The sequence below is a fragment of the Paraburkholderia sabiae genome (genome assembly GCF_030412785.1).
In the GTDB taxonomy this organism is placed as follows: domain Bacteria; phylum Pseudomonadota; class Gammaproteobacteria; order Burkholderiales; family Burkholderiaceae; genus Paraburkholderia; species Paraburkholderia sabiae.
This window is the reverse complement of record NZ_CP125296.1, coordinates 797,219-809,637: the sequence shown is the minus strand read 5'-3', so window position 1 is coordinate 809,637 and position 12,419 is coordinate 797,219. Positions and strand designations below refer to the sequence as shown.

Sequence of the window (12,419 nt, the reverse complement as noted above, 5' to 3'; positions counted from 1 at the left end):
ATTGATGTCGATCTATCGAGCTGTCGAGCCGTCGACGAACACAACCGCGCGTGCGAATCGCACGATACGAAAGGAGTTCATCATGCCCGCTCTCATGCCCATCCTGACTGACCGCGTCGCCCTCGTGACGGGCGGCTCGCGCGGAATCGGACGCGCGACGTCGATTGCGCTCGCGTCGACGGGCGCCGCCGTCGCCGTCAACTATCTGCACAGCGAGAACGAAGCGGCCAATGTGGTCGCGGAAATCGAACGTGCAGGCGGACGCGCGCTTGCGGTGCGCGCCGACGTCTCCGTGGCGGCCGACGTGACGGCGCTGATCGAAGCAATCGAACAACAGCTGGGCCCCGTCGATGTGCTCGTCAACAATGCAGGCACGGCCACGTTCGTCGACATCGACCATCTCACCGAAGTCGAGTTCGACCGCACGCTCGCCGTCAACCTGAAGTCGGCGTTTCTCTGCACGCAGGCCGTGTTGCCGGGCATGCGCTCGCGACGCTGGGGGCGCATCGTCAATGTGTCGTCGGCGGCTGCGCGCGGTCCGGGGCTGGTCGGCATTCACTACAACGCGTCGAAAGCGGGCCTCGAAGGTCTCACGCGCGGCTATGCGTCGAAGGTCGCGCGCGAGGGCATCACCGTCAACGCCGTCGCGCCCGGCCCGATCGATACCGACATGGCCGGCCCGCTCAAGGCGGCCAATGTCGCGGACCGCCTGCCCGTGGGACGACTCGGCGAAACGGAGGAAATCGCGCAGGCCGTGCTGATGGTGGTCGGCAATGCGTTCATCACCGGCCAGACGATCTCCGTGAACGGCGGCGCCAGCTTTATCTAGGCGGGCGTTTTCTGGGGTGGCTTCTGCTGGCGGTTTTGAGAGCGATTCTCGCAAGATTGCGTCGAAAGCGATGTTTGTGCCCCGACTAACATACGAACCCGCCGCCTTGCCGAAGAATGCGTCTGAGCGCGCCGCCGCGCACGGCCTGTAGAAAGAAACGGCGGCGGCGTGCAATGCGCCGGAGGATGCCCTCCTGCCGGTGACAAGGAAAAGAACGCAACGCGCCAGCGGCAGGGGGACATCGACTATGGGCATCATTCGCAAACGTCTTGCGACGTCGAGCGAGGCGTCTGCGGAAGCGCCAGGCACCCAGCCCACAGAAGGCGATCCCGCGCAGCCGCTCGACGAACACGCGTCGTCGCCGCCCGCCGCGTCCGAAGCGCCCAGGAAGACTTCGAAGCGCGCGAACGATGTCACGCGTCCGCTCGTGATCGTGCGCGTGCGCTCCAAACCCCGACAGATCGCGCAGGTCAGCGACATGGGCATGCCGGACTGGAGCCTGAGCGCGGGTGTGGCGATCGTCCTGTTCGGCCTGGCGGCTGCGTACGGCACCTTCGCGATCCTGGATCAACGGGAAGCCATGAAGAGCGAGATGCAACGGCTCACCAGGCACGAAGAGCCGCGTCCTGCCGCGCGGCATGAGCCGCCCGCGCCGACGATACCGCCCGTCGAGGTGGCGCAAGCGCCCCGCCCTGTGATCGATACGCCGCAGATTCCCGTCGCAGCCAGCAGCATCGCGCCGGTGGGTACGAAGCTGAGTCATGCGGCAAGCGCGCCCAGCGTGGCCGTCGTTGCGAGCAACAAGTCACCCGAGCCAGCCCGAGCCTCCATCGACGCGCCGCCGACCGCCGCCGCAAAGCCCCCGATCAAGCGTGGCGATGCGGTTGCCACTCCTGTTCTGGCGCGACAGGCGCCGAAAATCACTCAGGAAGTCGCGAGCACGACGCCAACCCGCGCACGCGCGGCGCCGTCAGTGGCTGTGACCTCGCCAATGTCTGCGCCTGCGCCAAAGACGCGTCGCACTGGCCCGGCACCGGCGGGCGTTTCGTTGGCTTCGCTGGGTTCGTCGCAAGGTTCGAACGTGCGGCAGGAAGACCGTGTGGTTCACGAGCCACCGCCGACCGCGCGGCCACCCGCAAGAACGGTAGCAGCGGCTGCAGTGCCGCGAGAGAACGTGGCAGCGCTGTCGGACACGTCAGCGATGGTCATGGCGTCCGCGGCGGCACAGCCTCGCCCGCAAGCCGAAACCCCTGTCTCGCTGCGCTCAGCGGAAAACAAGGACCTGTTTCGCGGGCACTGAGGGCGCGCCACGCGATCCGCTTCGCTCTGCTCGTCATGCGAAACAAAGTGAGACGCACTGTCAAGCCATGACGGTTTTCGCCCCTATCATTGCGGCGACTGCAAGATTGGGGACGAAAACGGCTATGAACGCAGATTGCATCGACTATGAATCGCTGACGCTGGTGATGGAAAAGCGCATTGCCGGCCATGTGAAAGCCGCGAGTAAAAAGCGTTCGCGGCTGGAGGAGAAGGAGCGGCTGTTTTTCACGGCAGCCGCGAACGAGGCGCTGTTCCTGTGGATGCTGCTCGCGGGCCGCATGAATTCCGATCTGTACCAGGACGACAAGGTGCGCCTCACCCGCATGGTCGAGGACATCGCGGCGGAAAGCGCGCCAGTCACGCATGAGCGCTTCCATGTCGAGACGCTGACGCTCGCGTAAGACGCGAGCGTCAGGCCGCCGATCCTGCGCGGCACCATCGTCACGCTTCCGTCACGCCTTCGCCGCGTCAGGCGACGAACGGTTATCGAGCTTCAGCTGCATGAAGGCCAGGTCGAGCCACGTGCCGAACTTCATGCCCACTTCCTTCAGAAGCCCGACCTGCTCGAAACCGAGCTTCTCGTGCAGCCGGATCGAATCCGCGTTATTGGCTTCGATGCCCGCCACCATCACGTGTTTGCCGATCGACTGCGCCCGGACGATCAGCGCCTGCATCAGCAAACGCCCGAGTCCCTTGCCGCGCTGGTCGCCGCGCACATACACCGAATGCTCGACAGTGTGCCGGTAGCCATCGAACGCGCGCCAGTCGCCGAACGACGCATAGCCGAGCACGGCGTCCTGCTCGTCGACGGCAACCAGCACGGGATAGCCGGCCTTGTGCCGGTCGGCCAGCCAGGCGGTGCGGTTCGCGTGATCGACGGTCTGGTCGTTCCAGATCGCGGTGGTGTGCGCGACGGCGTCGTTGTAGATGGCCGTGATACCTTCGATGTGCTCCGGACCTGCATCGCGAATGTGCATTTGATGACTCCTTGATAGCGCCTGATTCGTCCACTATAGTATAACCAATGGACAATATAATAGACAATGTGGATCTGCGTATCGGCGCCCGTATTCGTGCCGAGCGGGAAAGCCGCGGCTGGTCGCTGACCAGTCTCGCAGAAAAATCCGGCGTATCGCGGGCGATGGTGCACAAGGTCGAGCGCGGCGAAAGCAGCCCGACCGCGTCCCTGCTGGCGAAGCTCGCGGGCGCGTTCGGCATGAGCATGTCGGCGCTGATGGCGCTCGCGGAACTCGAAGACGGACGCCTGCTGCGGCTCGCCGATCAGCCGCTATGGGTCGATCCGCAAAGCGGCTACGTGCGGCGTCATGTGTCGCCGAAATCGGCGTCGCCACTGAATCTGGTCGAGATCGACTTGCCGCCGTCGACGGAAATTCCGATGCCCGCGTCGGCGTATCTGCACTCGCAACAGCTAATCTGGGTGCTGGACGGCGAACTGGTGTTCATCGAAGGCGGCGAACGGCATGAACTGGGCGCGGGCGATTGCCTCGAACTCGGCCCGCCGGGCGATTGCGTTTTCAAGAACGAAAGCGCGCGGACCTGCAAGTACGCTGTGGTGCTCGTGCGCAAGGCCTGAGCGCGCGGCGCGCACTTTTTTCGACGCCGCCTGTCCGTCAGCATGCGGCCCGAGCGTCAATGTGATGACGGGCCGATTCGATCGATTCAAACGCCCGCCTCAACCCCATGACGGAGGCTCATATGCAATATCTGTTGATGATCTATTCCGAGGAAACGCGCTGGAGCCAGATGACGGACAGCGAGCGGCAGCAAGGCGTCGCGGCGTATCAGGCGTACACCGAATCGCTGAAAAAAGCGGGCGCGCTGGTCGGCGCGAACCGGCTGCAACAGTCGAACTCGGCTACCACGGTGCGCCTCGTCGATACCAAGCCGCAAGTGCTCGACGGTCCGTTCTCCGATTCGAAGGAACAGCTTGCCGGCTACTACCTGATCGACGTGCCGAACCTGGACGCGGCGATCGCGTGGGCGTCGCGCTGTCCCGGCGCGGCGCACGGCGCGATGGAAGTGCGCCCGGTGTGGACGGCTCCTTACGACGCGCCTTCCGGTGCATGAACCCGTCCGGCGGCCGCGACGCTGACGGCGCCGCGCAGGCGATCGCCGAGGCCGTCGCGCGCCGCAGTTACGGCAAGCTCGTCGCGCTGCTGGCGATGCGCACGCGCGACATCGCCGCCGCCGAAGACGCACTCGCCGACGCCTTCGCAGCCGCGCTCGCCGACTGGCCCGCGCGCGGCTGTCCCGCGAATCCCGAAGCGTGGCTGATGACGGTCGCGCGCCGCCGGGCGATCGACGGCGCGCGTCATCGACGCATCGGCGACGACGTCGCGAACCAGCTGGCGATTCTCACCGACGAGATCGACGAACACGACGCCGGCGCGTTGCCCGACCGGCGGCTCGCACTGCTGTTCGCGTGCACGCACCCTGCACTCGACGCCGCGATCCGCACGCCACTGATGCTGCAGGTCGTGCTCGGACTCGAAGCGAAGACGATTGCGTCCGCGTTCCTGACCTCGCCGGCCGCAATGGGCAAGCGCCTCGTGCGGGCCAAGAACAAGATTCGCGAAGCGGGCATTCCGTTCAGCGTGCCCGAGCGCGAAGAATGGCCCGACCGGCTGGCCGCCGTGCTCGAAGCCGTCTATGCAGCGTACGCGGAAGGCTGGACCGATCCTGTCGGCGGCGATACGGAGCGGCGCGATCTGACGGGCGAAGCGTTGTTTCTCGCGCATCTGCTCGTCGAACTGCTGCCCGATGAACCCGAGACGCTCGGTCTGCTCGCGTTGATGCTGTATGCGCAAGCGCGTTGCGACGCACGTCGCGATGCAGCGGGTGACTATGTGCCGCTGTCGGCGCAGGATCCGTCGACGTGGAACGCGCCGATGATCGACGCCGCCGATGCGTTGCTGAGGCGCGCAAACGCGTTCAATGCGATTGGGCGGTTTCAGCTTGAAGCGGCGTTGCAGTCGGCGCATGTGTATCGCTGCCGCACGCGTCGTCCGAACTGGGACGAGGTCGTGCAACTCTACGATGCATTGCTCGCGATTGCGGCATCGCCTGTGGTTGCCGTGAACCGCGCGCTCGCGCTGGCGGAGCGTGACGGTCCGCAAGCGGCGCTCGATGCGCTTGCGCCGTATGCGGACGATCCGCGTCTCGCCGACTATCAGCCGTACTGGGCGGCGCGCGCCGATCTGCTCGCGCGAGCGGGCGCGACGGCGGAAGCGCTTGGCGCCTACGATCTCGCGATCGGCCTCGAACGCGATCCGGCTGTGCGACGGTTTTTGCAGCGCAAGCGGCTGGCGTTGTCGTCGGCTAATGGCCGAGATTAAACCGGGCTGGTCTCGCGTCTGACTGCCCTGCCGCCGATTTGCACAGCGCCGTCCATATAGCGCGCCAGCAGCGTGCACGGCTGGCCGAGCGCGTCGCCTTGCAGCAGCGTGATGCTTCTCTCCAGCGACAACGCAAGCGCGCCCGCCGCCACACCCGTCGCGGCATCTTCGAAACGCGGCTCCAGGTGATTGAAATTGCGGCCCGCATAGACGTCGTCATCGACGCGGCAATACGCGTACATGCCCGACACGCCGTGCTCGCGGCTCCAGTTCGAAATACCGTGCAGATCGGGGTTCAGTGCAGCGAGCACGGACGGCTCGTCGACCTCGACCAGCAGCTTCGCGCTGCCAACCGATGCGAGTCGCGGCACGCTCTTCAGCTCACGCGTTTCGATTCGAAGCAGTTGAGCCACTTCGGCGATATCGACGGCCAGATCCGGGCAACGCTGCGCTTTGACGCCGACGAAAATAAGCCCGTCGATTCGCTCGACGTCGAGCGTCTGCCGATGCATGCCCGTCACGAACCGGACCTTTGACGTCTGCGGGTTGCGCTCAAAGAACACCGCGCTTGCCGCGAGGGTCGCATGGAGGCATAGCGGGCTGCGCGCGTGCGGGTAGTAGAAATCGAGTTGCATATCGCCCGCCGTGTTCGCATCGATGAACACGGTCGCGCTGGCGTCCTGCTGTCGAGCGAACATCAGCCGTTCCTGTTCGGCGAGTGTCGATGCTTCGACAACGAGCGCCGCGTTGCCGCTTTCGTCGTGACGGCCGAAGCACAGCATGCGATGGGTTTTCATGGTCGATTGGATTGCTGTTGGATTGCGGTCGGATTGCGGGGAGCGCGAAATATCCCGTACTCTATCCTGAAGGCAGCCGATATGCCGCCCCTTCATCCAACGGCACGAACCATGGTCAATGCGATAAATCCTGCTGGCGTGTGGCAGCCGTTCGGTGCGTTCTCCATGGCCGTCGTGCAAGGCGACGGACAGATCGTTCATCTGAAGGGCCAGGTTTCGCTCGACATCGACGGTCGCGTGACGGGACCCGGCGACATGCGCGCGCAAGTGCGCAAAGTGCTCGAGAATATCCGCGACGTGCTCGCGGCGATGGGCGGCAACATGACAGACGTGATCTCCCTTGTCCACTATGCAACCGATATCGAAGCGTTCATGGCGACAGGCGATATCCGTGCCGAGTTTTTTAGCGCGCTTTATCCCGTTACGACCACCGTGCAGATCGAACGGCTCTATCACCCGGATCTGATGATCGAGATCACCGCCGTCGCGGAGATTCCGCGCGCACGGTTCAGGATGCCGTGAGCCCGCCGCTCGACTGCTGAACTCGCGCGTCGCGTGTACGATAGACCGCATCGACCGATGATTTGCAGGAGGCGCCATGAACGCCATCTGTCCGCTGCACGGGCCCACCACTGTCGTGCGCACCAACGCATACGGGTTTCCCGTGTACGCATGCTGCTGTAACGACGTCGCCGATCCGACACCGCCCGACGCCTGCACGCGCGCGCCGACGCAACGCGGCGCCGAGCGGCAGCCGCTGCCCCAGGAGCGCAAGACGACCCGGGAATGACACGCACGTGTCACACCTTCCATCTATGGAGCGCACACATGTCCCTCGCCAGCGAACAAACGATACGTGACACGATCGAGCGCTTTTATGCCGCGTTTTCGGCGAAGGACACGGCGCTGCTGCGCCAGGTCGTCACGCCCGACTGGCAATATCTGCCCGAGCCCGCTGGCGCAGCGCCCGGTCCGGAACAGATGACCAAAATGTTCGAGAACATTGCTTCGGCGATGCCCGACATGAAAATCCACATCCTCGATCTGCTGATACACGGCGACCGCGTCGGCGTGCGGGCAGAGGTGACGGGCACGCAAACGGGCAAGCTGTTGGGCATTGCGGCGACATCGAAGGAAGTGCGTTTCGCCATTCATTCGTTTCATCAGTTGCGCGGCGATCTGATCGAAAAGACATGGCATCTGGAAGACTGGCTTTCGGTGTTCCGGCAACTCGGCGAATTGCCAAAACAACTCGACCTAAGTTGATCCTCTGTTGCTTCCCAGTCGATGGCACTTTTGACCGATTCTTTCTGATAATTGCTTGCGCAACAAATGACGATAATTCCGCGCACTACTTCCACGCGCCCGACAACGCCGCGCTTCAAAAAATCTTCAATCAGATTGCCGGTGGATTGAGCGAACTGCGCCTGATTCAGTAGCGGACATTCCGCGACTAGTGCGGAGATCCGGGGTTCCTCCAGCAGCCGTCGTCATCCTGTCGCTCGCGTCGACCCGACCGGACGGCGATCGATCCCGCAGAGTCGGGACCGGAGGTGGAGTCCTCGATAATCTGCGACGGCGCCACATTGCCCTTCGCTCCCGGCGCGAACGCGAGAATGCGCCGGTTCGGCACGGCGACGAAGAGACGTCCGTCTGCGGACACGGCGATCCTGTTGCCCGGCGGCGGCAAGCTTTGGCCGACAATTTCCGTTGCCGGACCGCTGATTGTCCGTAGCGGGCTCACGTTGCCATTCGCCTTGGCAGCGAAAATGCTTACCTGGACCTGGCTTGCATCGGCCGTCGTGTTGTAGACGAACAATTCGTCCGTATGAGGATCGACAGCGATCGACGTAGCGATCTGTGAGAAAAAGACGTTGCGGCCCGGAAACAGGCCAGTTTTGGGACCTGTGATGCTGCGCAGCAGCGGTGGCGCGGTCACGCTTCGGCTCGTGCCGAACGTGTCGATAACCACTGTTCCCTGTATGTCATAACCCGCAATCAGCAGATTGTCGTCGCCGTCGATCGCGACGCTCTGATAGTGAGTGATGTTCGGATCGTTGATGCGGGCGGGATTCGGTATCGGCCCGGAACTGTGAACGGGAATGACCATCACGCCCGCCGTCGACGGACGTACGCTCAGAACGAAGTCGTTGAGGCGTGAATCCACCGCTATACCGGGCAGATCATTTGTCATCGGCAACGTGAACGAGCGACCGGGTGGCTGATTGCCCTCGGCGTTGCGCGGAAAGATGTCGACTGCATCGTTGCCGAACTGCGCAACGTGGAAGGCATCCTTTTTGTCGATTGCCGTCCCCCCTGCCGACATCAGCGTCGTGAGCGGCCCTTGCAGCAACTGACACGGTTCGGTCGCGCCGTTGGCGCGCGCTGAATAACCGCGAATCTGATCGCCGAGCGTGAGAAAGACGGTATCGTGCGAGCACTCGGCATGCGCCAGCGGGACTGCGAAAAGCATGCCGACGACAGCGACACATAGCGCGGGTCTCATCACACACCTCCTTGCTCGGATCGTGCAAATGCACCGATCAAGCATAGACGCCACAAGGAGGCCTAACGGAACTCCGCCAGCTGGAACCTGTGTTTTGGCGGACAAAGAGGATATACCGGGCGCTGTGCAGAAACTCAGACGCTATATCCCGACTCGCGCATCATCAGGCGCGAGACGTCACCGCGTGGGCCTTGCGCCTCGAACTGTTCGCGAAGCCGCGCATCCGCCTTGCGGGCCACGCCGCGGTGCATGGCCACGATTAGCGCGAAAAGCGCGATGAGAAACATCAGCGTGGGTACGGTCATCATCATGTTGCTCCTGGCTACGTCGATACCGATGCAGCGCATAGGCCGGGCCTGACGCGCGCAACGGTAACGTGATCTCTGTGCGTACCTGCATAAAACTACGAGCATGCAAGCTCACGATCAATGCCAGCCTGGCGTCCGTAAGTGCACGGTTTTGTACTGCAGCGGCCAGCCCGCTTCATCTCTCACGCCTCATCTCTCACGCTTCATCTCTCACGCTTCAGCCAAGCCTCATCGACACCTCGACGTCGTCGCTGACTGCCGTCGACAGATAGCCGTTTGCAGGCGAACGCACGCGCGCCAGATAGTCGGGGCTGAAATCGGCGTTGTCCGCGACGATCAGCGAACCCGGCCTCAAACGGCTTTCAATCAGCTTCAGCACTTCGGGCGAAATCGCGGCGACCGCCGGGTTCGTCGACGGTGACAGGGAAGCCGCCTCGTCGAACAGACGATCCAGCAGCGGCGCAAGCGGAATACTGGTCAGTGTGCTTGTCATGTGAATTCCATTTAACGGTTAAACACATCGGATACCTGATCATCTGAATTGCTTTTTCGTCTGCACACGACGAAGCAAACTCAGTTATCGAACGTACCGCGATATTCCGGCGCAGCATCGCGACGCGTGTTCATCTCGAACATCACGCCGCCCGGCGCGCGGCAGAAGAAGCGCGAGCCGCGTCCATTGTTGAAGACTTCCGTCTCCATGTGCACACCGTCAGCCTTGAAACGCTCGTACAGCGCGTGAACGTCATCGAGGCTCGGCAGTTCGAAGCCGATATGAAAATTCGCGGGCCACACGGGGACTTCGTTGCTGGTGTGATCGATCACCACGTCATAACCGGGGCGCTTCAATATGTACGACTGCTCCCACGTTCCTGCAATCGTGAAGCCCAGATACTGTTCGAAGAAACGGGCCGTCGCGGCCGTATCGGCGGAAGGGAAGCTCAGGTGATTGAGCTTCATGCTTTGAGTAATGTCGGTCATCGTCGGTCTCTCTGTCGTTGGCGGTGGCCCTTTGCCACACTCGCCGAGGACTTCAGAATATAAGCAGATGCTCACATTCGCCAACTCGCATTGCGCACGCATCTCGGGGCACGTAAAACCCGCATACGTATAGCGGTTTGACCGACCATTGCCCGTTACAGCACATCCGTTTGCTCACATTCAGCGTGCGCGCGTCTTCGACAGATAGCCGAAAACCGCGGCGCGCACGCGATATTCGAGGTATTCGATATCCGTCTCGCCTCGTTCGCCGGCGGCATCGACCATGCCTTTGACCATCGCGAAGAGATCGCCCGCCGCGACTTCGGGATACGCGTGTCGGGGGATTGCGCGCCGGATGATATCGGTAGCCATGCGTTCCAGTTCCGGCTTGGCCACTTCGCCGCGCACTGCGGGGCGGCCTTCTTCGATATCGAGCAGCCGCGCCAGCCTCGGCCGCTGCAATTGCTGGCGCACGGCCGCGCCGATCAGATATTCGAGCGCGGCCTTCGCGCTTCGCAAGGTCAGCGCAACGGAGACGTCTTCATGAAAGCGCTGCGTTTCGCGGCGAATCAGCGCGACCGTCAATGCGTCCTTGCCTGGAAAGTACTGATAGAGCGAACCGATGCTCACGCCCGCTCGCGCCGCCACTGCGTTCGTGTTGAATCCGTCGAAACCTTCCGTTTCGAGAATCTGCGCCGCGGCCTCGACGATCGTTGCAACCGTCTCTTCCGAGCGCGACTGGGTCGGTGTTTTACGGGGCCGCAAGCGCTTCGGCGATGACCGCTCGTTCATTGTGTTTCCCTGTAGAGTCGTGCGCCGCACCAATCGGGCGACGGACTATTCTACGGGTCACACGCAGATCAAAGCGCGCCGCTGAACGAAACGGCGATGGCCAGTCCGATGTTGATCGCGACCAGCGCAATCCAGCCGGCCAGCATCCACAGAGGATCGACACGCACCATGGTGCCCTCCATACAGGTCTCGACGTCGACATACCTGAATGGTAGGAGCCGGGCCGCAACCCCGCTAGATTCACGCGTGAACACTCAGCGTTTCCGCGCGAGCACCAATGCGGCCCGCGCAAAAACGCACGACTGCATCACGCCTGATGCGCGTCTTGCGGAAAGTCCATGTAGAAATCGTCGAGACAAAGCAGATTGAGCGCGCGAATCTGCTCGGTCATGAAATCGACGAACACGCGAATGCGCGACGGCAAATGCTGGCGGCACAGATAGCAGATGTAATGCCCCCGGTCGTCGGGCACATGCCGCCGCAACGCCATGACGAGTTCGTTGCGCGCGAGGTGGTCGCCGATCTCATAGCCCGGCAACTGCGCGATTCCGCGTCCTTCCAGCACCGCGCGCAGCACCAGTTCGGCATCGTTGAAAGTCAATCGCGCGGTGGGCAGATACTTGCGCAGATGGCCGTCGATCTTGAACTCCCATTCGAACACGCGACCGCCCGATGAACGCAGGTTGATGCATTCGTGCTGCGCCAGTTCGTCGAACGTCGTGGGCAGGCCGTGTTTTTGCGCGTAGAGCGGCGACGCGCACAGCGCCATCTGCATCGGCACCAGCTGCTTCGCGATGATGCTCGAATCTTCGATGCAACCGTCGCGAAACGACACGTCGATCTGCTCGGCGGCGAAATCGGCCGTCTTGTCGTCCAGCATCAGATCGACGGCGATGTCGGGATACGCTTCGCAGAAGCGCGACAGCAACGGCGCCACGACCTTGCGTCCGAAACCCACGGTCGAGCTGACGCGCAGCAGGCCGCGCGGCGGACCCGCACGCAGATCGAGCATGTCGTTCATTGCATCGACGATATGCGTCACGCCCTGATTGCAGTTTTCGAAGAAGCGTTCGCCTTCGCGTGTCAGATGCGTCGAACGCGTCGTGCGAAGAAAAAGCCGTGTGCTGAGCTGCGATTCGAGCTTCTGGACATTCCGGCTGACCGCCGAGCGGCCTATCCCCAGACGTTCCCCCGCTTTCGCGAAGCTGCCTTCCGTGGCGACCGCCATGAAGGCGATGATGCCCGCGTAGCTGGTCGAAAAGCAGGTGGACAGCGCGTCGGCGGGATTCGGCAAGCCAACGCGAAAGGCATGCTGCGATGCATCCAGTTGATCCATTGACGGCTCCACTTTCGACGCAGGAGTCTTGGCTCGGCCCGCCAGAAACAGATACTCGCACTGCACAATCGCGGCATATCTGGAGTGTGCGGCTTTCGGCGGGCTTTCCCAGTGTAGAACACAAATCGCGCGATTGACGCCATTCAGGAAACACCGTGAGTCCCTGAATGAATCTAGCGCGCGCGTTTCCGATC

At 62.8% G+C, this 12,419-nt stretch carries 16 protein-coding genes and 1 pseudogene; 9 read left to right on the top strand and 8 right to left on the bottom strand.

All coding sequences use genetic code 11. The annotated features are described in order from the left end of the window. Nucleotides 1–82 precede the first annotated feature (82 nt). From QEN71_RS33390 to QEN71_RS33380, 3 genes are all read left to right on the top strand, one after another. A complete protein-coding gene (locus tag QEN71_RS33390; RefSeq protein ID WP_201647411.1) occupies nucleotides 83–829 on the top strand; it encodes an SDR family NAD(P)-dependent oxidoreductase in 747 nt (248 codons plus the stop codon). A gap of 247 nt (nucleotides 830–1,076) precedes the next feature. Further along, complete coding sequence (locus QEN71_RS33385; RefSeq protein WP_201647410.1) at nucleotides 1,077–2,129, top strand: hypothetical protein; 1,053 nt, start codon at nucleotides 1,077–1,079, stop codon at nucleotides 2,127–2,129. Nucleotides 2,130–2,253: 124 nt separating this feature from the next. Beyond that, complete coding sequence (locus QEN71_RS33380; RefSeq protein WP_201647409.1) at nucleotides 2,254–2,550, top strand: hypothetical protein; 297 nt, start codon at nucleotides 2,254–2,256, stop codon at nucleotides 2,548–2,550. Nucleotides 2,551–2,601: 51 nt separating this feature from the next. On the opposite strand, the gene QEN71_RS33375 is transcribed toward QEN71_RS33380, so the two are convergent. Further along, on the bottom strand, nucleotides 2,602–3,126 hold the full coding sequence (locus QEN71_RS33375) for a GNAT family N-acetyltransferase (RefSeq protein WP_201647408.1): 525 nt from the start codon (nucleotides 3,124–3,126) through the stop codon (nucleotides 2,602–2,604). Nucleotides 3,127–3,173: 47 nt separating this feature from the next. Here QEN71_RS33375 and QEN71_RS33370 point away from each other — a divergent pair, with 47 nt between their 5' ends. The 3 genes from QEN71_RS33370 to QEN71_RS33360 all read left to right on the top strand — a co-directional run bounded on the left by QEN71_RS33370 (nucleotide 3,174) and on the right by QEN71_RS33360 (nucleotide 5,505). Continuing rightward, complete coding sequence (locus QEN71_RS33370; RefSeq protein ID WP_201647407.1) at nucleotides 3,174–3,743, top strand: helix-turn-helix domain-containing protein; 570 nt, start codon at nucleotides 3,174–3,176, stop codon at nucleotides 3,741–3,743. 122 nt (nucleotides 3,744–3,865) lie between these two features. Further along, complete coding sequence (locus QEN71_RS33365) at nucleotides 3,866–4,237, top strand: YciI family protein (protein WP_035541086.1); 372 nt, start codon at nucleotides 3,866–3,868, stop codon at nucleotides 4,235–4,237. Beyond that, on the top strand, nucleotides 4,234–5,505 hold the full coding sequence (locus tag QEN71_RS33360; RefSeq protein ID WP_201647406.1) for an RNA polymerase sigma factor: 1,272 nt from the start codon (nucleotides 4,234–4,236) through the stop codon (nucleotides 5,503–5,505). Before QEN71_RS33365 ends, QEN71_RS33360 begins: the two co-directional genes overlap by 4 nt. Here QEN71_RS33360 and QEN71_RS33355 read toward each other — a convergent pair. Next, the gene (locus QEN71_RS33355) at nucleotides 5,502–6,302 is read right to left on the bottom strand and encodes a PhzF family phenazine biosynthesis protein (protein WP_201647405.1); all 801 of its coding nucleotides are present in this window, start codon (nucleotides 6,300–6,302) and stop codon (nucleotides 5,502–5,504) included. The two genes, QEN71_RS33360 and QEN71_RS33355, sit on opposite strands and share 4 nt — an antisense overlap. Nucleotides 6,303–6,413: 111 nt before the next feature. On the opposite strand from QEN71_RS33355, the gene QEN71_RS33350 reads away from it, so the two are divergent. The 3 genes from QEN71_RS33350 to QEN71_RS33340 all read left to right on the top strand — a co-directional run bounded on the left by QEN71_RS33350 (nucleotide 6,414) and on the right by QEN71_RS33340 (nucleotide 7,568). Then, nucleotides 6,414–6,824 (top strand): RidA family protein, encoded by a 411-nt coding sequence (locus QEN71_RS33350; protein WP_201647404.1) that lies wholly within the window; start codon nucleotides 6,414–6,416, stop codon nucleotides 6,822–6,824. Between the two features lie 76 nt (nucleotides 6,825–6,900). After that, nucleotides 6,901–7,092, top strand: coding sequence for a hypothetical protein (locus QEN71_RS33345; RefSeq protein ID WP_201647403.1), 192 nt, complete (start codon nucleotides 6,901–6,903; stop codon nucleotides 7,090–7,092). A gap of 38 nt (nucleotides 7,093–7,130) precedes the next feature. Further along, on the top strand, nucleotides 7,131–7,568 hold the full coding sequence (locus tag QEN71_RS33340) for an ester cyclase (RefSeq protein ID WP_201647402.1): 438 nt from the start codon (nucleotides 7,131–7,133) through the stop codon (nucleotides 7,566–7,568). Between the two features lie 187 nt (nucleotides 7,569–7,755). On the opposite strand, the gene QEN71_RS33335 is transcribed toward QEN71_RS33340, so the two are convergent. The 6 genes and pseudogenes from QEN71_RS33335 to QEN71_RS33310 all read right to left on the bottom strand — a co-directional run bounded on the left by QEN71_RS33335 (nucleotide 7,756) and on the right by QEN71_RS33310 (nucleotide 12,225). Next, nucleotides 7,756–8,808, bottom strand: coding sequence for an NHL repeat-containing protein (locus QEN71_RS33335; protein ID WP_201647401.1), 1,053 nt, complete (start codon nucleotides 8,806–8,808; stop codon nucleotides 7,756–7,758). A 134-nt stretch (nucleotides 8,809–8,942) separates the two neighbouring features. Next, nucleotides 8,943–9,119, bottom strand: a complete 177-nt coding sequence (locus QEN71_RS33330; protein WP_201648111.1) for a hypothetical protein — start codon at nucleotides 9,117–9,119, stop codon at nucleotides 8,943–8,945. Nucleotides 9,120–9,333: 214 nt separating this feature from the next. Beyond that, nucleotides 9,334–9,498, bottom strand: a pseudogene (locus QEN71_RS33325) (O-methyltransferase); the annotation flags it as partial. A 191-nt stretch (nucleotides 9,499–9,689) separates the two neighbouring features. Beyond that, nucleotides 9,690–10,097, bottom strand: a complete 408-nt coding sequence (locus QEN71_RS33320) for a VOC family protein (RefSeq protein ID WP_201647400.1) — start codon at nucleotides 10,095–10,097, stop codon at nucleotides 9,690–9,692. A gap of 180 nt (nucleotides 10,098–10,277) precedes the next feature. After that, complete coding sequence (locus QEN71_RS33315; protein WP_201647399.1) at nucleotides 10,278–10,889, bottom strand: TetR/AcrR family transcriptional regulator; 612 nt, start codon at nucleotides 10,887–10,889, stop codon at nucleotides 10,278–10,280. A 307-nt stretch (nucleotides 10,890–11,196) separates the two neighbouring features. Next, complete coding sequence (locus QEN71_RS33310) at nucleotides 11,197–12,225, bottom strand: LysR family transcriptional regulator (protein WP_201647398.1); 1,029 nt, start codon at nucleotides 12,223–12,225, stop codon at nucleotides 11,197–11,199. Nucleotides 12,226–12,419 lie beyond the last annotated feature (194 nt).